Here is a 21,298-nt window from a genome sequence, read left to right on the forward strand (position 1 = left end):
CAACGTCCTGCCCCACCAAGTCCGTTGGAGAATCCATGCGTCTTCGCAGAACCGTCCAGGCCGCGCTGACGGCCTGTGCCACCCTGGCCGCCTCGGCCGGCCTGGTCGCCGCCGGGACGGACACCGCCCAGGCCGCGACCCCGCTGCCCAGCCGGGTGTTCGCCCCCTACTTCGAGTCCTGGACGGGCCAGAGCCCCGCCACGCTGGCCGCGCAGTCCGGCGCCAAGTACCTGACCATGGCCTTCCTGCAGGCCGCCACCAAGGGCTCCTGCACCCCGTACTGGAACGGCGACACCTCCAAGCCGGTCTCCTCCTCGACCTTCGGCGCCGACATCGCCACCATCCGGGCCAACGGCGGGGACGTGATCCCCTCCTTCGGCGGCTACACCGCCGACAACACCGGCACCGAACTGGCCGACAGCTGCACCGACGTCAACCAGATCGCGGCCGCCTACGAGAACCTCATCACCACCTACGACATCAGCCGGATCGACCTCGACATCGAGGACAACTCGCTGACCAACACGGCCGGGATCGACCGCCGCAACAAGGCGATCAAGACCGTGCAGGACTGGGCCGCCGCCAACGGGCGCAACATCCAGTTCTCCTACACCCTGCCGACCACCACCAGCGGGCTGGCCGACAACGGCCTGGCGGTGCTGCGCAACGCAGTCAGCAACAACGCGCGGATCGACGTCGTCAACATGATGACCTTCGACTACTACGACGGCGCCACCCACGACATGGCCGCCGACACCCAGACCTCCGCGCAGGGCCTGTACAACCAGCTGGCCAAGCTCTATCCGTCCAAGACCCAGGCGCAGCTGTGGGGTTCGATCGGGATCACCGAGATGGTCGGCATCGACGACTACGGAGCGGCCGAGACCTTCACCGTGGCGAACGCCACCACGGTGTACAACTGGGCGGTGTCGAAGGGCATCAACACCCTGTCCTTCTGGGCGCTCCAGCGCGACAACGGCGGCTGCGTCGGCAAGGGCGGGGACGACTCCTGCTCCGGCATCGCCCAGAACACCTGGGACTTCAGCCACATCTTCGCGCCGTTCACCAACGGCTCGACGGCGACCAACGACTTCTCCGTGACGGTGAACCCGAACTCCGGTACGGTGGCGGCCGGTTCGTCCGCCTCGGCGAGCATCGCGACGGCGGTGACCGCCGGTTCGGCCCAGAGCGTCAACCTCTCGGTCAGCGGCGCCCCGGCGGGCGTCACCGCCACCGTCACGCCCGGCAGCGTCACGGCCGGCGGCAGCGCCACGCTCAACATCGCCACCACCTCGGCGGTGGCGCCCGGGAGTTATCCGCTGACCGTGACCGCCACCGCGCCCTCCGGCACCCGCACCACGACCTACTCGCTGACCGTCACCGGGACGACCCCGTCGACCGGCCTGGCCAACGGCGACCTGGAGACCGGGAGCCTGGCCCCGTGGACCTGCCAGAGCGGCGGCGCCGTGGTCTCCACCCCGGTCCACTCCGGCTCCTACGCGCTGCAGGCCGCGCCCGGCGCGAGCCAGACCGGCGAATGCACCCAGACCGTGACGCTGAAGCCCAACACCAGCCACACCCTGAGCGGCTGGGTGCAGGGCAACTACGCCTACATCGGCGTCAGCGGCGGTGCCACCGGGAGCACCTGGGCCAACTCCTCGGGCTGGACCAAACTGTCCGTCCCCTTCACCACCGGCGCCTCCGGCGCCGTGACGGTGTACCTGCACGGCTGGTACGGGCAGGGCGATGTCTACGGGGACGACTTCTCGATCTCCTAGTGGCCGTGGGCTGACGGCTGACGTGTAACAGATGACGGCTGACAGATTTCAACATCTGTCAGCCGTCATCTGTTCGCCGAAAGCCGTCACCCCGCCGCGGCCCGCAGCCGCCCCGGCCGGCACATCGTCACGTACGCCACCAGCGCCAGCACCCCGCACCCCAGCACCACCACCGCCAGCAGCACCGCCGACGGCCGTCCGCCGAGGCTGCTCAGCGGTGCGACCAGCGCGCCGCACAGGAAGTTGCCGGTGCCCAGCAGCGCCGAGGCCGTCCCCGCGACCTGCGGCTCGACCAGGCTCAACGCCTGGGCCGCCGTGTTCGGCAGGACCACCCCGAGGCTGCCCATCAGCACGAACAGCGGCGGGCAGAACCCGGCCAGCCCGAAGTCCCAGACCGTTGTCAGCAGCACCAGCGCCACCCCCGCCGCGGCTGCCGTGGCGAGCCCGCCCAGCATCAGCGCCCGTGCCGTGAAGCGCGGGGCCAGCACCCGCCCGTTCAGCTGGGTCATCACCACGATCGACAGCGAATTCAGCCCGAACAGCAGACTGTAGGTCTGCGGCGAGACCTGGTACACGTGCTGCAGCACCGTCGACGACCCACTGATGTAGCCGAACAGCGCACCGAAGGACAGCGAGCTGGTCAACGCCAGCCCCAGGAAGGGCAGTCGGCGCAGCAGCCGCCCCATGGTGCGCAGCGCCGCGCCCGCCCCGCCGCCGTTCCGGGCCTGCGGCGGCAGCGTCTCGCGCAGCGCGCCGAACGCGGCCAGAGTGAGCAGCAGTCCGAGCGCCGTCAGCGCGCCGAAGGTGCCGCGCCACGAGGTGAACCGCAACAGCTGTGCACCGACGATCGGGGCGAGGATCGGCGCCAGCCCGGATATCAGCGCGATCGAGGCGAGGAAGCGCAGCATCGCCACGCCCTGGAAGCGGTCCCGGGCGACGGCGCGCCCGATGACCAGCCCCGCCGACCCGGCCGCGCCCTGGACGAAGCGGGCGGCGATCAGCACCGACAGATTGGGCGCGAGCACGCACACCACGCTCGACACGGTGTAGACGACCAGCCCCGCCAGCAGCGGCGGTCGGCGCCCGAAGCGGTCGCTGAGCGGTCCGAAGAGCAGCTGACCGGCCGCGACCCCGAACATCGAGAAGGTGAGGGTGAGCTGAACGGCCGCCGGTTCGGCTGCCAGATCCTCGGCGATCGCCGGCAGGCCGGGGAGGTAGAGGTCGGTGGTGAGCGGGCCGAGCGCGGTGAGTCCGCCGAGGACCGCGATCATCGCCCGGCCGGCACCGGCCCGGCCGACGACGGGCGAGGTGTCGGATGCCGGTGCTGTCGATGCGGGAGCGGTTGATGCCGGTGCTGTCGATGCGGAAGCGGTCGACATGTCGTCGGCGGGGCCGACGGTCGGGCCGGGCATGGCTCTCCTAACGGACGCGGTGACGTGGGTTCGTTCGCGATCCGTCCTATCGCAGCCCCGGCGGGGGAACGACAGCAGGGGTGCGCCCGGGCGGATCCGCCCACCGGTCGATCGCGGCGCGCACGACTGTCGACACGCGCACGACGACGGCCCGCCCGCACCTTCCGGTGCCCGGCGGGCCGTTCCACTCCCTGGTCAGGACGGCTGATCCGGGATCAGCGCCCGGTCAGCACCCTCAGTGCTTGGCGACGCGCTCGGCTCGAAGGGCCGCCTGCAGCGTCGCGCCGTCCTGCCACGCGTAGAGCTGGTTGCCGGTGAGCGTCACATTGTAGTACCCGCAGGTACCGCTCGCCTTGGTCGCGATGCTCTCCGGGAACCAGCCCGCCTTGAGGGAGAGCGGCACCGGGTGCGGGCCCTTGCCCAGCAGCCCGGCGGTGCAGCCGGCGGGCAGCCGGCCCTCGGGGAGGGTGGCGCGCAGCAGGCGGTCGTCGCCCGAGGTGGACATCACGTACTTCACCGAGGAGGCGTTGTCGGGCAGCCAGGCGGGCATCGAACGGCGGTCGGCCTTGGCCTGGGACCCGCTCTCGTACGAGGCCTGCTCCTGATGGCGCCCGTCCCACCACTCGGACACCCGCGGGCCGATTGCCACGGCGGCCACGGCAACGGCCATGCCGGTGCCCGCGACTCCCAGCGCGACCTTGCTCACGATGCCCTTCATACCCGACTTCCCTCTCCGTGTCCGGTGCCGATGTGTCGGTTGCCGGAGTGACCGCGCTCGGCCCGTCCGGACCGTCCGGCGGAGCGGTCCGCCGTCCGGGTGTATCCATCCTGGCCCGGACCGCCCCTTCGGATCGTCACCACGAGGTCGCGATCTTGCACCCAACCCACGGGGTACCGTCTCCACCTTCAGGCGTATGTCCGGCGGCCGGTCCCCGAGGTACGGGCCGTTCGGGCCCGCGATCGAGCGTGACTCAATCGCGGGCCCGTCGCAGTCCGGCCTGCTGCACCCGGGGGGAACGGACCGCCCCGAACGGCCCGCCGGACGGTGCGACGGCAGGTCAGACCGTCGCGGACACCGGCCGGGCGACCGGGAAGGGGCGCCCGTCGAGGGTCCAGTGCGGGTCGATGGGACGCAGCAGGGAGGCGTACACCTGGGCGGCGACGTCGGGGTGGCGGATCTCGCCGGTGGGCGGGCCGGCCGGGATGTCGTGGCCGGCGCAGGCGACCCAGGCGGTCCGCTCCTCGACGGTGCGGCCGCCGTGGCCACCGGCGTCGACGTGCCCGTGGTCGGTGACGACGATGACGGTCCACTGCTCCTCGGCGTAGCTCGCCCGGCCGCGGACGGCGTCGAGCAGACGGCCGAGGCGCTCGTCGGCGGTGCGCATCGAGGCACGGTACTCCTCGCCGCAGCCGAGGAAGTGGGCGGTCTCGTCCACGGCTCCGAGGTAGACGAAGGAGGCCTCGGGGTCGGCGGTGGAGAGGACGTGGACGGCCTCCCGGGTGATCTCCTCGTCGACGGCCTCCCAGGCCTCGGGGGTGTCCTCGGCCGGGGCAATGTAGGAGAGCCGGCCGGGGGCGCGGAAGAGCGGGCCGCCGGACTCGTTGATCATCAGCGGGTCCCAGCCGGCCGCGACGAAGGTGCGGCGGCGGTCGCCGCGGTTGAGGCGGGTGGCGAAGTCGGGGAAGACGTCGAGCCGGTTGCCGCCCAGGTGGTTGCCCCAGACACCGTGCTTGGCGGGCTCGACGCCGGTCACGATGGTGGCCCAGCACGGCCCGGACATGGTGGGCGTGGTGTCCGCGACGGTGACCGGCACCAGGAACCCGGCTTCGGCGACCTCCTGGAGGCGCGGCATCGCCACCTCGGCCAGGTAGTCGTGGCGGACTCCGTCGATCCCGACGACGAGCACGCGGGGGCGGGGCCACTGGGCTGGGGACATGGCGGGGCTTCCTTTCGGTGGTGCGCACCCGGCCGCGCCCGCCGAGGGCGCAGCCGACCGCGCCATGCTTCACCGCCCGCCGTACCGATCGGCATCCTCCTGTCGAACGGAGGGTGTCCGCGAGGTGTCGGGAGGTCGCCGGTCGCCTGTCGCGTCAGCTTTCGGTCGGCCGTCGATCAGCCGTCGGCCGGGTCGGCTTTCGGTCAGCCGTCGGCCGGCGGGCGGACGAAGCGGCGGTCGGCTTCGGCGAGTTCGGCGGCCGGTCCGGCGGCGCGCAGCACCACGTCGAGCACCCGCTCCGGGTCGGCGGCGTAGCAGTGTGCGAACCAGGGCAGGTTGGCCTCGACCACGGCCCAGTGCTCGGCCGGGTCGTACGGGTCGGCGACCGGGCCGACGTCCAGGGCGACGGCGCTGGGCAGGGTGTCGCCGACGGCGTCGAGCAGGCGGCGTGCGAAGGCGGCGGCCCCGTCGGTCAGCGGCGCCGGGTCGAGGCGGCCGAAGCGGGCGTAGCGGCTACCGGTGAGCACCTCGCTGTCGCGGACGAACAGCCGGTACTCGGCGGCGAAGGTCACCGGTTCGCTGACCAGGACGGGGGTGTCGGCGCCGATCCGCTCGCCGGTACGGGGCAGCCGGGAGCCGTCCGGATAGACGGCGGGCGGGATCGACTTGTCGGCGGGCGGCTTGACGAAGGCGGGGTCGCGCAGCGTCCAGGCCTCGGCGAGGGTGGTGAGTTCGATCCGACGGCGGGTGAACTCCTCGGGGAGGCGGGCGAGCCAGTCGTCCTCGGGTTCGAGCAGGGCGAGGCCGAGCGGCGCGGCGATCCGGGCGGCGGCGAGCGGGCCGCCGTACCAGTGGACGGGCCGCCCGGCGAGCCGCCCGACCGCGCCCGGGCCGTCCAGGACGGCGGTGGTCAGGCCGCGCCGGGCGGCGGCCTCGGCGAGCAGGGTGGTGGTGCTGGTCCGCTGGGCGGAGGTGAGCAGGACCCGCCCCACCACATCCGCACCGGCCGTGCCGGAACGCGCCGTACCCGTACGCGGTATCACGACTGTGGCCGGAACTCGTGGACGACCTCGATCCGGCCGACGATGTGCCGGTTGAACTCCGCCAACTCCTCGGCGGGCACCCAGAGTTCGAGGATGGTCCGGCCGCCGGCCTGCTGCACGGGATAGCGGTCCAGGAAGGCGGTCTCGACCTTGAAGCGGGTCACGTAGCCGACGCCGGAGGCGGGCACGTTCCAGTCGCGGGCGATCCGGATCGCGTAGTCCTCATTGAGGACGGGGTAGAAGATCGGCTGCTCGGGCAACCTGGGCGGCCAGGCGCGCCAGTCGGCGGCCTCGACCAGCGCCAGTTCCTCGGGCCCGGTGGGGCGCCAGAGGGTGGTGGTCGGGGGCGTCCGGGTCGTCCCGGTGGTCTGGCCGTTCATGGCGGGAACGGTAGCCGGGCCGCGACGGGCCCGGCTACCGGATTTCCGCTGGTCGACGGGGCGGACGGGCCGTCAGCGGTAGGCGGACTCGCCCGTGATGGCCTCACCGAGGACCAGGGTGTGGATCTCACTGGTGCCCTCGTAGGTGAGCACCGACTCCAGGTTGTTGGCGTGCCGCAGCACCGGGTACTCAGTGGTGATGCCGTTGGCGCCGAGGACGGTACGGGCGATGCGGGCGATCTCCAGCGCGGTGCGGACGTTGTTGAGCTTGCCGAAGCTGATGTGCGGCGGGCGGGCGGCGCCCTCCTCCTTGAGCCGGCCGATCCGCAGCGCCACCAGGTAGGCCTTCTCGACCTCCAGCATCATCTCGACCAGCTTCTGCTGGGTGAGCTGGAAGCCGGCGATCGGGCGGTCGAACTGGATCCGGCTCTTGGCGTAGTCGAGGGCCGCGGTGTAGCAGTCGCGGGCGGCGCCGACGGTGCCCCAGAGGATGCCGTAGCGGGCCTCGTTGAGGGAGGAGAGCGGTCCGCGCAGGCCGGTGACCCCGGGCAGCACCGCGTCGGCGGGCAGCACCACCTCGTCGAAGGCGAGCTCGCTGGTGACCGAGGCGCGCAGCGAGAGCTTGCCGTGCACGTCGGTGGCGGCCAGGCCGCGGGTGCCACGCTCGACCAGGAATCCGCGCACGCCCTGCTCGGTCTGCGCCCAGACCACGGCGACGTCGGCGATGCTGCCGTTGGTGATCCACATCTTGCTGCCGGACAGCACCCAGTCGCCGCCCTTGCCGCCCTTCTGGACCGCCCGGGTGCGCATGTTGGCCGGGTCCGAGCCGAAGTCGGGCTCGGTGAGGCCGAAGCAGCCGATCAGCTCGCCGGCCGCCATGCCGGGCAGCCAGCGCTGCTTCTGATCCTCGGAGCCGAAGGCGTGGATCGAACGCATCGCCAGGGAGCCCTGGACGGACACGAAGCTGCGCAGTCCGGAGTCGGCCGCCTCCAGCTCCATGCAGGCGACCCCGTAGGCCACGGCGTCGGCGCCCGCGCAGCCGTAGCCGTCGAGGTGCATGCCGAGCACGCCGAGGGCGCCGAGTTCGGGGGCGAGTTCACGGGCCGGGAAGACGCCGCGGTCGAACCAGTCGCCGATGTGCGGGCGGATCCGCTCCTCGGTGAACTTGCGGACGGTGTCACGGATCAGCCGCTCCTCGTCGGAGAGGAGGTCGCCGACGGCGAGCAGGTCGGACGGGTCGATCCGGGGCGGCTTCGTCATTGAAGTTCCTTGTGCTCTCGGCGGAATATGGCGGAATATGCGGGATGTTCGGTGGTCGGCCGGGTGCCGGGTACCGGGAGTATCGCGCACGCGGCCGGACGTCGGACGGACGCGAAGGCGTGAGGAAAGCGACACGGGGACACGGGGAGGCGGAACATGGCGCGTTGGGCGCTGGTGGTCGAGGAGACGGTCGGCATCGGCAGGGACCGGACCTGGGGCAACAAAGTGCTCGGCGAGGTCGAGGGCACCCGCGAGGAGGCCGTCGCGGAGCTGCGGCGGATCGTGCCGACGTACACCCCGGATCACCCGATGAGCAGCCGGCGGAAGATGCTCCTCCGGGACGGGGACACCTATCTGCTGATCTCGCAGGGGAGCATGCGTGACTACCACTGCGTGTTCAAGGTGTGGGAAATGCTGTGGGACAGCAAGCGGCCGGAGGTGCAGGCGGAGCGGTTGACGGAGGAGTGACCGGCGCGTGCGGAGCACCCGGCGGCGGCGAACAGGCGGCGGCGAACAGATGACAGATTTCGAAATCTGTCATCTGTTCGCTGAAAGTTGTCAGCTGTTCGCCGCCGGCCGGCTGCCGCCCGCCGTCACGCCACCCCGCACAGCCGCAGCAGCGCCGCGGCCGCCGCGCCCGCGACGACCACCACCGGGAAGGGCGCCCGGCGCCAGGCGAGCACCCCGGCGACCAGCACCCCCGCCGGGCGCGCCCACCCCGCGAAGCCGTGCCCCTGGGTCAGCGCGCCGGTCGCCACCAGCGCGACCAGCAGCACCGCCGCCGCGACGGCCAGCAGGTGCCGCAGCCGATCCGAGAGCGCGAGCCGGTGCCCCAGCAGCGGCCCGGCCACCCGGTAGGCGTACGTCCCGACCGCCAGCAGCAGGATGGCGTGGAGCGGCATCATCGGACGTCCTCCTTCACGGCCACGACGGCGACCTCCGGCCCCGCCGGCTCCTTCACTCCCGGCCGCCCCGCGAACAGCAGCCCGACCAGGGCGAGCAGCACGGGCACCCCGGCCGGCACGAACGGCGTGGCCGCGACGGCCACGACCGCGCCCGCCACCGCCGCCGTGCGAGTCCCGCGGTCCGCGAGCGAGGGCAGAACCAGCGCGAGCAGCACCGCCGGGAAGGCCGCGTCCAGGCCCAGCACGTCCGTGTCGCCGATCAGCCCGCCCGCGAACCCGCCGAGCAGAACCGCGGCGTTCCACACCACGAACAGCGAGACCCCGCAGATCCAGAACACCGCCCGACGCCGCCGTGGGTCGCGCTGCCGCAGCACGAAGGCGGCGCTCTCGTCGGTGAGCAGCTGCGCCCCGAACAGCCTTCGCCACCAAGGGCCTTGGAGCACGTCGGCGACGGCGAACCCGAACGGCAGCAGCCGGGCGTTGAGTACCAGCCCGGTGGCGACGGCCGCCAGCGCGCCGCCGCCGGACAGCACCACGCCGACGGCCGCGAACTGCGAGCCGCCCGCGAAGACGAGGACGGAGAGAGCGACCGGCACCCAGAGGGGCAGACCGCCGGACACGCTGATCGCGCCGAAGGAGACTCCGACCAGGGCGTCGGCGAGGCAGACCAGGGCGATGTCACGGAGAGTGGCTTGTTCCAGTGTTCGGAGAAGCGAACGCATGTCCACCAGAGTGAACCTGCCGCCCGCAGTTCGTCAAGGCGAACGAAGAGACCGACATAACGAACGAACGCCGCCGCGGACGACCGTGGCAGCATGAACGGCACCAACCACCGAAGACCGACCGACACCGACGACCGACCGACACCGACGACCGACCGACACCGACGAGGGAGCCGGGAGAAAGCGTGAGTGGCGAACATGAGTGACCAGACCGCCCAGCCCACGGGCGCCAACGGCTCCGGCACGGAGCTGATCGGCCAGATCGCCGCCTCCATCCGGCGCGAGCGCGAGCGCAGCGGACTGTCGATGACCGAGCTGGCCCGGCGCGCGGGCATCGCCAAGTCGACGCTCTCGCAGCTGGAGTCGGGCGCGGGCAACCCCAGCGTGGAGACGCTCTGGGCGCTCGGGGTCGCGCTGAACGTGCCCTTCAGCCGGCTGGTCGACCCGCCGCGCCCGACGGTCAAGGTACTCCGGGCCGGGGAGGGCCCGGTGACCCACTCCGAGCAGGCCAACTACGCGGCCACCGTGCTCTCCTCCTGCCCGCCGAACGCCCGGCGCGACATCTATCGGATCGAGGCCCAGCCCGGCGAGACCAGGGCCTCCGACCCGCACATGCCCGGCACCGTCGAGCACGTGATGATCGGCTCGGGCCGGGCCCTGGTCGGCCCGACCGAGGCACCGGTCGAGCTGGGCCCGGGAGACTACATCAGCTACCCGGGCGACGCCCCGCACCTGTTCCGCGCCCTCGTACCGGACACCCTCGCGGTGATCGTGATGGAGCACATCTGACGAATCACCGCCCTCCTCCCCCGGACGCCCCGGGGCCGGCCTACTTCAACAGCCCGTCCAGGAAGGGGTTTCCGAACACCCGGTGCGGGTCGTACCGGTCCAGCACGGCGACCGCCTCGTCCCAGCCCGGCCCGCCCCCGGCGCGCAGGCTGTCGGGGATGACCCGGCCGAGCACGTCCGGGTCGGACCAGGTCGCGTCGGCGGTGTAGGCCCATCCCTTGGACCACTCGACCCGCAGGCCCGCCCGGGTGCCGTCGAAGGTGCGCAGCAGCCACTGTTCCAGGTCCCGGGCGAAGCGTTCCAGGCCGGGGGTGCCGGGGAAGGCGAGCACGTCGAGCCAGACCGCGGTGTCCCACTCCGGCCGGTCGGCCCGCGGCCGCAACGCGGACAGCAGCGGGGGCCGGGCGCCGGGGACGCCGGAGTACGCGGGGTCCTCCAGGCCGGTGACCCGGATCTCCACCGCGCCGTTCACCGGGAACTCACCCCTGGCCTGGTACTCGCCGAGCAACTGCCGGTAGTAGGCGGCAAATTCGCTGACCACCCACTGCAGGTCGGCGCGCTTGGCCAGGACCGCGTAACCGTTGGCGGTGACCCGCAGCGTGGTGGGCCGGACGTACTGCAGCAGGGTGCGCGAGGGGCCCCAGAGGTCGGAGCGCAGGCCGCCGGCGAGCAGGTGGGTGATCAGGTCGCCGGTGAGCAGGTCGCGCAGCAGTCCGCCGGAGAGCAGGACGTCGGTGAGGTCGCCGGTGAGCGCCACCTTGGCGATGAGGTACTGGAGTTGGCCGAACAGCGGGGCCGATCCCCAGGCTCCACTGATGATTTGCCCGGCCAGCTGGGCGATCGGCTCCGGAACGCTGTCCGAGAAGGGGTAGTTGTAGGGCTGGTCGACGGCCTTCGAGACGAGCGGCTTGGCCGGGGTGACGGTCCAGGTCTTGAGCCACGGGTACTCGGTGTAGGCGAACCAGATCGCCTCGACCCGGCCGTCGCGCTCGACGAAGTCGGCGAGGGTGCGCGGACCGCCGCCGCCCAGCAGCCCGCCGAGCAGCCCTCCGAGCAGTTCGCCGCCACTGCCACTGCCGGGACGGGCGAACAACTCGGTGGCCGGGATGTCGAGTCGGCTGACGCAGCGCAGCGGCCGGTCCGCCCCGGCCCGCAGCACCACCTCGGTGAGGAAGGCCCGGCCCAGATGCACCAGGAAGGCGGCGCTGTCGGCCTCGGCGCGGTCGAAGGTGCGCAGCGTGTAGCGGCCGGTGGCCGGGTCGAGGACGACGGCGGTGAGCCGGACCACCTGGTTGCTGACCGAGCCGTAGCCGTGCCCGTCCAGCCGCTGTTCACCGGCCGCGGGGGCGGCCGTGCCGTGGCCGCCGATGGCGAGCACGCCGCCGACGGTGAGGTCGCCCGGGGCCGGGCAGGCCGTCAGGCCGAGGCCGCGGTCGGCCAGGTGGGCGAGCAGCGCCTCCATGCTCGCGCCGGTCTGCGCCCGGACGGTGGTGGGCGAGTCGGCGGTGAGGGCGGTGAGGTGGCGGCTGGTGTCCAGGAGCAGGACGCGGGCGCTGTCAGGGGTCCCGTTGGCGACGGTGAGCGGCGCCCAGGTGTGCCGGTAGCCGGTGGCACGCAGCCGCCAGCCGTTGGCGTGCGCCCAGTCGGCGAGCGCCGGGACCTCCTCGGGGGTGCGCGGCGCGCAGGTCCACAGCTGGTCGGTGCGGATCTCGCCGGACCAGTTCTGGAAGACCCGCTGGAAGAGTACGGTGCCGGCGGGCAGGCCGGGCGGCACGGGCGTGGCGGCCTCGGCACTGTCCGGGCCGACGGTGCCCCGCAGCAGCCAGGCCGCGCCGCCGAGTGCAGCCGAGGCGCCGAGCAACCGCCGCCTGCTCAGACCGCTCCCCCGGCTGCTCCCCGACTCGTTCCCCGACTCGCCCGCTCCGCCGTTCACACCGTGTCCTGCGGTCATCCTGGTCCGCCCCCTGCGCCTGCGCTGGTGTCCTCCCGGGCCGTGCTGCGGCGTTCCGGGGCGGGCCGGTGTCCGCCCGGCCCGGTCAGGAGCGTACGAAGTGCCGTACGGCCGTTTGAAGCGATCCGGCCGGGATCTCACTCCTTCGAGTGATCACGGCCCGAACGGCTGCGGACCTCCCGTACAACGCTCGTCAGCCCGGCGCCGCGAGGGCGGCCTCCGCACGGCGCCACCACCGGTCGGCCGCCGAGCCCGGCACCCAGACCCGGTCCTTGCCGGGCTCTTCCGGGAACGCATAGGTTGATCTTGACCACCGACCCCCACCCGCCCGGAGCCTCGCCTTGCCCTCGTCCGCGTCGCTGACCGTCACCGTCGCCCAGCCCGTCTGCGCCGAGCCCGGCCGCCCGGACACCGTGTCCGTCAACGTCGAGCGGCACGCCGAGGCCGTCCGGGCGGCCGGGACCCGCCTGGTGGTCTTCCCCGAGCTGTCGCTCACCGGCTACGACCTGGCCGCCCCCGCCGTCGACCCGGCGGACCCCCGGCTCGCCCCGCTGGTCGAAGCCTGCGCCGCCACCGGCGCCCTCGCCCTGGTCGGCGCGCCGGTCGCGCAGGCGGACGGACACGAGGCCATCGCCACCCTGGCGGTCACCGGCGAGGGCGCCACCGTCGTCTACCGGAAGATGCGCCTGCACGGCGAGGGAGAACCCGACCGCTTCGCCCCGGGCGAGAAGCCCGTCGTACTGGAGCTGGACGGCCTGCGGCTCGGCCTCGCGATCTGCGCCGACGCCGCCGACCCGACCCACGCCGAGGAAACGGCCGTGCTCGGCATCGACGCCTACGTCGCCTCCGCCCTGTACGGCCCGGGCGCCGCGCAGGCCGAGCGGCGGGATGCCCACTGCCGGGCCCGCTCCACCGCGCACGGGATCCAGGTCGTGCTGTCCACCAGCGCGGGACCGACGGGCGTGTTCCCGGACAGCTCGGGCGGTTCCGGCGTCTGGGCGGCGGACGGGTCGCTGGTCGTCCAGGCCGGCACCGAGCCGGGCGAACTGGTCCGGGCCGAGCTGACCCGGCTGTAGCGGCGCCGTCGGCGGATCACCGGTGGATCATTCGGCCCCGGGTGGAAATACCCGGGGCCCGCGCGCGGCTGTCGTGGTCGGTGAATCAGTCGGTGAATCAGTGGATCGGCCGATCGGTACCGGATCGGCGGACCGGTGGACCCGTGACCGGGCCGAGCGGGCCCGTACAGGAGGTGCAGCGCGCGATGGGTGACGAGCGGGAGAAGTCGCAGGACTACCGGGTCGAGCACGACTCGATGGGCGAGGTGCGGGTGCCGGCCGACGCGAAGTGGCAGGCGCAGACGCAGCGGGCGGTGGAGAACTTCCCGGTGTCCGGCCAGCGCCTGGAGCGCGCGCACATCGCCGCGCTGGCCCGGATCAAGGCGGCGGCGGCCCGGGTGAACGCCCGCCTCGGGGTCCTGGAGGAGGAGACGGCGGGGGCGATCGCGGCGGCGGCCGAGGAGGTCGCGGAAGGCCGCTGGGACGACCAGTTCCCGGTGGACGTGTTCCAGACCGGTTCGGGCACCTCCTCGAACATGAACGCCAACGAGGTGATCGCCACCCTGGCCGGCGAGCGGCTGGGACGGCCCGTCCACCCGAACGACCAGGTGAACGCGAGCCAGTCGTCCAACGACGTCTTCCCCTCCTCGATCCACATCGCCGCGACCGCCGCCGTCACCCACGACCTGATCCCGGCGTTGGAGCACCTGGCGGAGTCGCTGGAGCGCAAGGCGGCCGAGTTCGCGCAGGTGGTCAAGTCGGGCCGCACCCACCTGATGGACGCCACGCCCGTCACGCTCGGCCAGGAGTTCGGCGGCTACGCGGCGCAGGTGCGGCACGGGCGGGAGCGACTGCTGGCGACGCTCCCCCGGGTCGCCGAACTGCCCCTCGGCGGAACGGCGGTGGGCACCGGCATCAACACCCCGCCCGGCTTCCCGGCGGCGGTCATCGAGGAGGTGGCCCGCGCCACCGACCTGCCGCTGACCGAGGCCCGGGACCACTTCGAGGCGCAGGGCGCGCGGGACGCGCTGGTCGAGCTGAGCGGTCAACTGCGCACGGTGGCGGTCGGGTTCACCAAGATCGCGAACGACCTGCGGTGGATGGGGTCCGGCCCGCGCACCGGCCTCGGCGAGATCAACCTGCCGGACCTGCAGCCGGGTTCGTCCATCATGCCGGGCAAGGTGAACCCGGTACTGCCCGAGGTGGTGCTGATGGTCGCCGCCCAGGTGGTCGGCAACGACTCGACGGTGACGCTGGCCGGCGCGAGCGGCAACTTCGAGCTGAACGTGATGCTCCCGGTGATCGCCCGCAACGTGCTGGAGTCGGTGCGGCTGCTCACCAACAGCGCCCGGCTGCTGGCCGACCGGACGGTGGACGGCATCACCGCCAACGTCGAACGGGCCCGCGAGTACGCGGAGTCCTCGCCCTCGGTGGTGACACCGCTGAACCGGTACATCGGGTACGAGGAGGCGGCGAAGGTCGCCAAGCAGGCACTGGCCGAGCGGAAGACGATCCGTCAGGTGGTGCTGGAGCGCGGGTACGTCGAGCAGGGCAAGCTCACCGAGGAGCAGTTGGACCAGGCGCTGGATGTGCTGCGGATGACCCACCCGTAGGCGCTTGCGCAGTCGCACTTCCGCAGTCGTGGGCGTTCCCGTCGGGCGCGCGCCGGGGCGTGGCGGGCTCGCGCCCTCCGCGCCCCGGACACGGGCTGTGGGGAAGATCAGCCCTTGGCGCGGCCGGCCCGGCCGAGCCGCATCGCTGCTCCGTTCGCTGTGATCGTGGCCATCGAGATCGCCGCGAGGCCGAGCAGGAACATCACGGCACCGGCGATGACGCAGGTGACGATGTTCCTGCCGAGCGCGACGGACCCGGAGACGGCCCAGGGGGAGAGGATCGTCCAGACACCGAGCGCGGTGGCCGCCCAGGCCCGCGCGTGCGTCCGTTCGTAGGCCGATCCGTAGCCGGCCATCAGCGCCGTGTAGGCCAGACCCACGATCAGGCAGGTCACGGTCAGGGTGCTGAACGCGCTGAAACCGACGATCCACGGCGATGCCGCCAGGAAGAGGCCGGCCAGTACGGCCAGGGCTTCGACGCCCTGGGCGCGGGGAGTCAAGGTGACCCGCTCGTAGTGCTCCCGGAGTTCGACGATGTCCGGGTGGTGCTCCATGCCCGTCGGCATATGGGTTGCCACCGATACCACCTCCATGTGGTTCGGACCAGGGAAGGGGCTTGCCCCGTACCTATTCTGGCGCTTCTCTACCGTTTTGCACCTGATAGTCGGGAATGATCAATAACCATCCGATCACGCCGGTGACCTGCGTCTCAACACTCCAAGGGCCCATTGCCTATGCAACTCGTTGCATAGCAGGATGCGGGCATGGCACTGGAGCACGCGATCCTCGTCTCGCTGCTGGAGCAGCCCGGCTCCGGCTACGAGCTGGCCCGGCGCTTCGACCGCTCCATCGGACGCTTCTGGACCGCCACCCACCAGCAGATCTACCGGGTGCTGCGGCGGATGGAAGCGGACGGCTGGATCGCGGCGGAGGAGGTCGCGCAGGACGGCCGACCGGACAAGAAGGTCTACTCGGCGGCCGGGCCGGGCCGGGCGGCACTGGCCGACTGGCTGCGCGAGCCGGTCGAGCCGGAGACCGTACGGCACGAACTCGCGGTCAAGATCCGCGCCGCCGCCTTCGACGACCCGGCCGCGCTGGTCTCCGAGGTCGAGCGGCACCGCGAGAGCCACGCCGCCCTGCTCGCCCGCTACCTGCACGGCGAGCAGCGGGACTTCCCCGACCTCACCGCCCTCGACACCCGGCAGGAGCTCCAGCACGTGGTGCTGCGCGGCGGCATCGAGTACGAGCGGATGACCCTCGCCTGGCTCGACGACGTGCTCGCCACGCTGCGCCGGCTCGCGGGCGAGCGGGCGGGTGGCGGGGAACAGGATTCAGATAACAGGGTCTGAAATCTGTTATCTGAAATCTGTCTGCTGAACTCTGTCTGCTGAATTCCGTTCGCTGAACTCCGTTCGCCGAGTCCTCACACCCTCGACCCCCGGGAGCCCCTGATGCTCTTCAACCCGCGCACCTACGACCCCGCGCAGTTCGACGAGCCGACCCGCCGTCTGCTGCGCGCGACCGTCGACTGGTTCGAGTCCCGCGGCAAGAAGGCGCTCATCGACACCTACATCGACCGCACCTGGTACGCCGACTTCCTCGAATTCGCCGCCCAGGAAGGCCTGTTCGCGGAGTTCCTGACCCCCGCCACGGCCGACCCCGCCAAGCGCTGGGACACCGCGCGGATCGCCGAGCTGAACGAGATCCTCGGCTTCTACGGCCTCGGCTACTGGTACACCTGGCAGGTCACCATCCTGGGCCTCGGCCCGGTCTGGCAGAGCGAGAACGAGGCCGTCCGGGCCCGCGCCGCCAAGCTCCTCGCCGAGGGCCACGTGATGGCCTTCGGCCTGTCCGAGCGCACCCACGGCGCCGACATCTACTCCACCGACATGATCCTCACCCCGGACGGCGAGGGCGGCTTCACCGCGACCGGCCCCAAGTACTACATCGGCAACGGCAACGTGGCCGGCCTGGTCTCGGTCTTCGGCCGCCGCTCGGACGTCGAGGGCCCGGAGGGCTACGTCTTCTTCGCCGCCGACAGCCGCCACGAGGCGTACCACCTGGTCAAGAACGTGGTGAACGCCCAGATGTACGTCAGCGAGTTCCGGCTGGAGGACTACCCGGTCCGCGCCGAGGACGTGCTGCACACCGGCCAGGCCGCCTTCGACGCCGCGCTGAACACCGTCAACGTCGGCAAGTTCAACCTCTGCACCGCCTCGGTCGGCATCTGCGAGCACGCGATGTACGAGGCCCTCACGCACGCCCACAACCGGGTGCTGTACGGCAAGAAGGTCACCGACTTCCCGCACGTGCGGCGGGAGTTGACCGACGCCTACGCCCGCCTGGTGGCGATGAAGCTGTTCAGCGCCCGGGCCGTGGACTACTTCCGCACCGCGTCCCCCGAGGACCGCCGCTACCTGCTGTTCAACCCGATGACCAAGATGAAGGTCACCACCGAGGGTGAGAAGGTCATCGACCTGATGTGGGACGTCATCGCGGCCAAGGGCTTCGAGGCGGACACCTACTTCGACAAGGCCGCCAAGGACATCCGCGGCCTGCCGAAGCTGGAGGGCACCGTCCACGTCAACCTGGCGCTGATCCTCAAGTTCATGGGCAACTACCTGTTCGCGCCCGCCGATTACGCCCCGGTGCCGACCCGTCTGGACGCCGCCGACGACGCCTTCCTGTTCCGCCAGGGCCCGGCCCGCGGCCTCGGCGCGATCCGCTTCCACGACTGGCGCGCCGCCTACGACCGCCACGCGCAGCTGCCGAACGTCGCCCGGTTCCGCGAACAGGCCGACGGTTTCTGCGAGTTGCTGCTCAAGAACGCGCCGGGCAAGGAGCAGCAGGCCGACCTGGACTTCCTGCTGGAGATCGGTCAGCTGTTCGCGCTGATCGTCTACGGCCAGCTGGTCCTGGAGCAGGCCGAGTTGACCGACCTGCCGGCCGACGTGCTGGACCAGATCTTCGACGCCCTGGTCCGCGACTTCTCCGCGCACGCCACCGAGCTGCACGGCAAGGCCTCCACCACCGAGGAGCAGGCCGCCTGGGCGCTGGCGAACGTGCGCCGCCCGGTCGCGGACGCCGAGCGCGCCGCGAAGGTGTGGGCGCGGGTCGAGGCGCTGTCCGGCGCGTACGAGATGCAGCCGTAGGACCGGAAGGACCGGAAGTACCAGTGAGACCCCGGGGGTGCCGGTCGGCGGACCGGCACCCCCGGACCGATCCGGGCGAGCTCAGCCGCCCCCGAGCCCCGTGCCGCACCCCGGGTGACCGCCTCGGCGCGCGTGGCGACGTGCAGCCGGGTCCGGCACCTCGGCCGCACGGGGGTGCCGCCCGTCCCGGTTCCGGCCCCGTGCCCACCCGTGTCCCGGGGCTCGGCAGGCACGGTCCCGGGAGTCCGCCCGGGCGACCCCGGCCCCAGCCCGGCCGGGCGCCCACGCCCGTCGCGGCCCCGTCCCAGCCCGGCGCCCGCACCCGTCCCGGCCCGACGTCGGCGCCCCGTCCCGGCCCCGCCGTGACGGGCCCGGGAGCGGCGTAGCGGATCGGCGTACGGTGGAACTCGGAGGCCGTGTCATGCACGTCACCGGAACCCACTTCACCGACCGCACCGACGCGGGCCGGCGCCTGGCCGCCCGCCTCAGCCACCTGGGCGGTGCCGACACCGTGGTGGTCGCGCTGCCGCGCGGCGGGGTGCCGGTGGCCGCCCAGGTGGCGGCGGCGCTCGGCGCGCCACTGGACATCTGCGTGATCCGCAAGCTCGGCGTGCCGTACCAGCCCGAGCTGGGCATGGGGGCGATCGGCGAGGACGGCGTGCGGGTACTGAACGAGCACGTCATCCGGCTCGCCGGGATCACCGACGACCAGCTGGCGGCGGTGGAGCGGAGCGAGCGCGCCGAGCTGGAGCGCCGGGCCCGCCGCTACCGGGGCGACCGTCCGGCCGCCGACCTGCGCGGGCGCACCGTGGTCGTGGTGGACGACGGCATCGCCACCGGCTCCACCGCCAAGGCCGCCTGCCTGATCGTCCGGGCGCGCGGCGCGGCCCGGGTGGTGCTCGCCGTGCCGGTGGCACCTGTGGACTGGACCGAGCGCCTGACCGAGGTCGCCGACGAGCTGGTCTGCGTCGACACGCCGTCCCCGTTCTTCGCGATCGGTGAGTTCTACGCCGACTTCTCGCAGACCGGCGACGAGGAGGTGCTGGCGCTGCTGGCCGAGGCCAGGGGTGAGCGGTCCCCGGAGCCCGCCGGGGTCGACCGCGAGCTGGTGCTGCCGGCCGCCGGGGTCCGGCTCGCGGGCCGGCTGATCGTCCCGGGCGGGGCGCGCGGCATCGTGGTGTTCGCGCACGGCAGCGGCAGCGGGCGGCACAGCCCGCGCAACCGGCACGTCGCCCGGTACCTGAACCGTGCCGGGCTGGGCACGCTGCTGTTCGACCTGCTCACCGAGGCCGAGGAGCCGGACCGGCGCAAGGTGTTCGACGTCGGCCTGCTGGGCTCGCGGCTGACCTCCGTCGCCGGTCGGCTGGGCGGGCTCGCGGAGACCCGTGGCCTGCCGCTGGGCCTGTTCGGTGCCAGCACCGGCGCCGCCGCCGCGCTGCACACCGCCGCCACGCTGGGCCCGGCGGTGCGCGCCGTGGTCTCCCGGGGCGGGCGCCCGGACCTCGCCGGTCCGCAGGTGCTGGGCGAGGTGAGCGCACCGACGCTGCTGCTGGTCGGCGCCCTGGACACCGTCGTGATCGACCTCAACCGGCAGGCCCGGGCCCGGCTGCGCTGCGAGAGCGAGCTGGTGGTGGTGCCGCACGCGAGCCACCTGTTCGAGGAGCCGGGCACGCTCGACCGGGTCGCCGAGCTGGCCGGGGACTGGTTCCTGCGCCACCTCCCGCCTGCCGAGTCGCCTTCCGGGTCACCTGCCGGGTCACCTGCGAACTCACCTGGCGGCTCACCTGCTGACTCAGCTGACGAGAGCCCGTAGCCGCCGGTTGCGCAGAATTCGTGCGACCACCGCTGCGGGGCAGCACATTTTGCGCAGCCCGAGGCGGGATTTCCTAATCAGCTTGTACACATTGAGCAGTAAAAAATCGACCTGTTGCCCAACCACTCGGACAGGAGCAAGCTCTGCGCCATCCGCACCGCGCATTTGTTCGCCGGGCGGCCGCGATCCACGCGAGCCACGCGATCCAGCACAAGCCTCAGCGCCGAGGCCCAGAGTGGAGGAACGAGCGATGACCACGCAGTCCCACGCCCTTGAGTTGACCCCCGAGGAGCGCGAGGCCGGTCTCGACACCGACCAGCTGCGCCGCCTCGTCGGCCTCGTCGAGCACGACGCCAGCACCGACCCGTTCCCGGTCACCGCGCAGGACGCGGTCGTCTTCGTGGTCGGCAACGCCACCCAGACCGCGCAGTTCTACCAGGTCGTGTTCGGCATGGAGCTGGTCGCCTACTCCGGTCCGGAGACCGGCCGCCGCGACCGCAAGGCGTACGTCCTCCGCTCCGGCTCCTGCCGCTTCGTGATCAAGGGCGGCGTCCAGCCGGACAGCCCGCTGCTGGACCACCACCGCCGCCACGGTGACGGCGTGGTCGACCTCGCCCTTGAGGTCCCGGACGTCGACAAGTGCATCGAGCACGCCCGGGCGACCGGCGCCACCGTCCTGGAGGAGCCGAACGACGTCTCGGACGAGAACGGCACCGTGCGCCGCGCGGCCATCGCCACCTACGGCGAGACCCGCCACACCCTGATCGACCGCTCCCGCTACAGCGGCCCGTACCTGCCGGGCTACGTCACCGCGAAGAGCGGCGTCACCCACCCGGAGGGCTCGCCCAAGCGCCTGTTCCAGGCCCTCGACCACGCCGTGGGCAACGTCGAGCTCGGCCGGATGGACGAGTGGGTCCAGTTCTACAACCGGGTCATGGGCTTCGTGAACATGGCCGAGTTCGTCGGCGACGACATCGCCACCGAGTACTCCGCCCTGATGTCCAAGGTCGTCGCCAGCGGCAACCACCGGGTGAAGTTCCCGCTCAACGAGCCGGCCATCGCCAAGAAGAAGTCCCAGATCGACGAGTACCTGGAGTTCTACACCGGCCCCGGCTGCCAGCACATGGCGCTCGCCACCAACGACATCCTGACCACCGTGGACGTGCTGCGCTCGCGCGGCGTGGAGTTCCTCAACACCCCGGACGCCTACTACGACGACCCGGAGCTGCGCGAGCGGATCGGCAAGGTCCGGGTGCCGATCGAGGAGCTGAAGAAGCGCGGCATCCTGGTCGACCGCGACGAGGACGGCTACCTGCTGCAGATCTTCACCAAGCCGATCGGCGACCGCCCGACCGTCTTCTACGAGTTCATCGAGCGCCACGGTTCGCTGGGCTTCGGCAAGGGCAACTTCAAGGCGCTGTTCGAGTCCATCGAGCGCGAGCAGGACCGTCGCGGCAACCTGTGATCGTCAGGACACCCTGACGGACG

Annotated in this window: 19 protein-coding genes; 9 read left to right on the forward strand and 10 right to left on the reverse strand. The window is 72.2% G+C overall.

The window, feature by feature from the left end:
• Positions 1 to 35 precede the first annotated feature (35 nt).
• Positions 36 to 1,778, forward strand: a complete 1,743-nt coding sequence (locus ACIRYZ_RS04040) for a glycosyl hydrolase family 18 protein (RefSeq protein ID WP_402939171.1) — start codon at positions 36 to 38, stop codon at positions 1,776 to 1,778.
• Between the two features lie 86 nt (positions 1,779 to 1,864).
• Here the strand turns inward: ACIRYZ_RS04040 and ACIRYZ_RS04045 are convergent, their stop codons facing one another.
• The 6 genes from ACIRYZ_RS04045 to ACIRYZ_RS04070 form a co-directional block, all read right to left on the reverse strand.
• Entirely contained in the window at positions 1,865 to 3,049 is a 1,185-nt protein-coding gene (locus tag ACIRYZ_RS04045; RefSeq protein ID WP_402939174.1) for a multidrug effflux MFS transporter, read from the reverse strand.
• Positions 3,050 to 3,425: 376 nt separating this feature from the next.
• Positions 3,426 to 3,908, reverse strand: a complete 483-nt coding sequence (locus ACIRYZ_RS04050; protein ID WP_402939177.1) for a hypothetical protein — start codon at positions 3,906 to 3,908, stop codon at positions 3,426 to 3,428.
• Positions 3,909 to 4,248: 340 nt separating this feature from the next.
• On the reverse strand, positions 4,249 to 5,127 hold the full coding sequence (locus tag ACIRYZ_RS04055; RefSeq protein WP_402939179.1) for an alkaline phosphatase family protein: 879 nt from the start codon (positions 5,125 to 5,127) through the stop codon (positions 4,249 to 4,251).
• 203 nt (positions 5,128 to 5,330) lie between these two features.
• Positions 5,331 to 6,122, reverse strand: a complete 792-nt coding sequence (locus tag ACIRYZ_RS04060; RefSeq protein ID WP_402939181.1) for an ATP-grasp domain-containing protein — start codon at positions 6,120 to 6,122, stop codon at positions 5,331 to 5,333.
• Between the two features lie 44 nt (positions 6,123 to 6,166).
• Positions 6,167 to 6,550 carry an ADP-ribosylation/crystallin J1 gene (locus ACIRYZ_RS04065; protein ID WP_402939183.1) on the reverse strand — a complete coding sequence of 128 codons (384 nt, stop codon included), beginning with the start codon at positions 6,548 to 6,550 and terminating at the stop codon, positions 6,167 to 6,169.
• Between the two features lie 72 nt (positions 6,551 to 6,622).
• A complete protein-coding gene (locus tag ACIRYZ_RS04070) occupies positions 6,623 to 7,810 on the reverse strand; it encodes an acyl-CoA dehydrogenase family protein (RefSeq protein ID WP_402939186.1) in 1,188 nt (395 codons plus the stop codon).
• A gap of 156 nt (positions 7,811 to 7,966) precedes the next feature.
• Here ACIRYZ_RS04070 and ACIRYZ_RS04075 point away from each other — a divergent pair, with 156 nt between their 5' ends.
• Positions 7,967 to 8,278, forward strand: coding sequence for a hypothetical protein (locus ACIRYZ_RS04075; protein ID WP_402939189.1), 312 nt, complete (start codon positions 7,967 to 7,969; stop codon positions 8,276 to 8,278).
• A 125-nt stretch (positions 8,279 to 8,403) separates the two neighbouring features.
• On the opposite strand, the gene ACIRYZ_RS04080 is transcribed toward ACIRYZ_RS04075, so the two are convergent.
• Both ACIRYZ_RS04080 and ACIRYZ_RS04085 read right to left on the reverse strand, forming a co-directional pair.
• A complete protein-coding gene (locus ACIRYZ_RS04080; protein ID WP_402939538.1) occupies positions 8,404 to 8,712 on the reverse strand; it encodes an AzlD domain-containing protein in 309 nt (102 codons plus the stop codon).
• Positions 8,712 to 9,437, reverse strand: a complete 726-nt coding sequence (locus ACIRYZ_RS04085; protein WP_393024106.1) for an AzlC family ABC transporter permease — start codon at positions 9,435 to 9,437, stop codon at positions 8,712 to 8,714. The genes ACIRYZ_RS04080 and ACIRYZ_RS04085 overlap by 1 nt, the downstream gene beginning before the upstream one ends.
• Before the next feature lie 198 nt (positions 9,438 to 9,635).
• On the opposite strand from ACIRYZ_RS04085, the gene ACIRYZ_RS04090 reads away from it, so the two are divergent.
• Complete coding sequence (locus ACIRYZ_RS04090; protein ID WP_387614249.1) at positions 9,636 to 10,226, forward strand: helix-turn-helix domain-containing protein; 591 nt, start codon at positions 9,636 to 9,638, stop codon at positions 10,224 to 10,226.
• Positions 10,227 to 10,266: 40 nt separating this feature from the next.
• Here the strand turns inward: ACIRYZ_RS04090 and ACIRYZ_RS04095 are convergent, their stop codons facing one another.
• A complete protein-coding gene (locus tag ACIRYZ_RS04095; protein ID WP_402939193.1) occupies positions 10,267 to 12,177 on the reverse strand; it encodes a cholesterol oxidase substrate-binding domain-containing protein in 1,911 nt (636 codons plus the stop codon).
• Positions 12,178 to 12,518: 341 nt separating this feature from the next.
• Between ACIRYZ_RS04095 and ACIRYZ_RS04100 the strand changes: the two genes are divergently transcribed.
• Both ACIRYZ_RS04100 and ACIRYZ_RS04105 read left to right on the forward strand, forming a co-directional pair.
• On the forward strand, positions 12,519 to 13,253 hold the full coding sequence (locus ACIRYZ_RS04100; protein ID WP_402939195.1) for a carbon-nitrogen hydrolase family protein: 735 nt from the start codon (positions 12,519 to 12,521) through the stop codon (positions 13,251 to 13,253).
• 185 nt (positions 13,254 to 13,438) lie between these two features.
• Positions 13,439 to 14,845: a class II fumarate hydratase gene (locus ACIRYZ_RS04105; protein ID WP_402939198.1), complete on the forward strand. Its 1,407-nt coding sequence runs from the start codon at positions 13,439 to 13,441 to the stop codon at positions 14,843 to 14,845.
• 107 nt (positions 14,846 to 14,952) lie between these two features.
• Here the strand turns inward: ACIRYZ_RS04105 and ACIRYZ_RS04110 are convergent, their stop codons facing one another.
• Entirely contained in the window at positions 14,953 to 15,423 is a 471-nt protein-coding gene (locus ACIRYZ_RS04110; protein ID WP_402939201.1) for an SPW repeat protein, read from the reverse strand.
• 186 nt (positions 15,424 to 15,609) lie between these two features.
• Here ACIRYZ_RS04110 and ACIRYZ_RS04115 point away from each other — a divergent pair, with 186 nt between their 5' ends.
• From ACIRYZ_RS04115 to hppD, 4 genes are all read left to right on the forward strand, one after another.
• Positions 15,610 to 16,194 (forward strand): PadR family transcriptional regulator, encoded by a 585-nt coding sequence (locus ACIRYZ_RS04115; RefSeq protein ID WP_402939204.1) that lies wholly within the window; start codon positions 15,610 to 15,612, stop codon positions 16,192 to 16,194.
• Between the two features lie 102 nt (positions 16,195 to 16,296).
• Complete coding sequence (locus ACIRYZ_RS04120; RefSeq protein WP_402939207.1) at positions 16,297 to 17,997, forward strand: acyl-CoA dehydrogenase family protein; 1,701 nt, start codon at positions 16,297 to 16,299, stop codon at positions 17,995 to 17,997.
• A gap of 421 nt (positions 17,998 to 18,418) precedes the next feature.
• Complete coding sequence (locus ACIRYZ_RS04125) at positions 18,419 to 19,810, forward strand: phosphoribosyltransferase family protein (protein ID WP_402939210.1); 1,392 nt, start codon at positions 18,419 to 18,421, stop codon at positions 19,808 to 19,810.
• Between the two features lie 250 nt (positions 19,811 to 20,060).
• Positions 20,061 to 21,275, forward strand: coding sequence for a 4-hydroxyphenylpyruvate dioxygenase (gene hppD / locus ACIRYZ_RS04130; protein WP_380609539.1), 1,215 nt, complete (start codon positions 20,061 to 20,063; stop codon positions 21,273 to 21,275).
• Positions 21,276 to 21,298 lie beyond the last annotated feature (23 nt).

This window comes from Kitasatospora sp. NPDC101155 (assembly GCF_044768305.1).
GTDB lineage: Bacteria > Actinomycetota > Actinomycetes > Streptomycetales > Streptomycetaceae > Kitasatospora.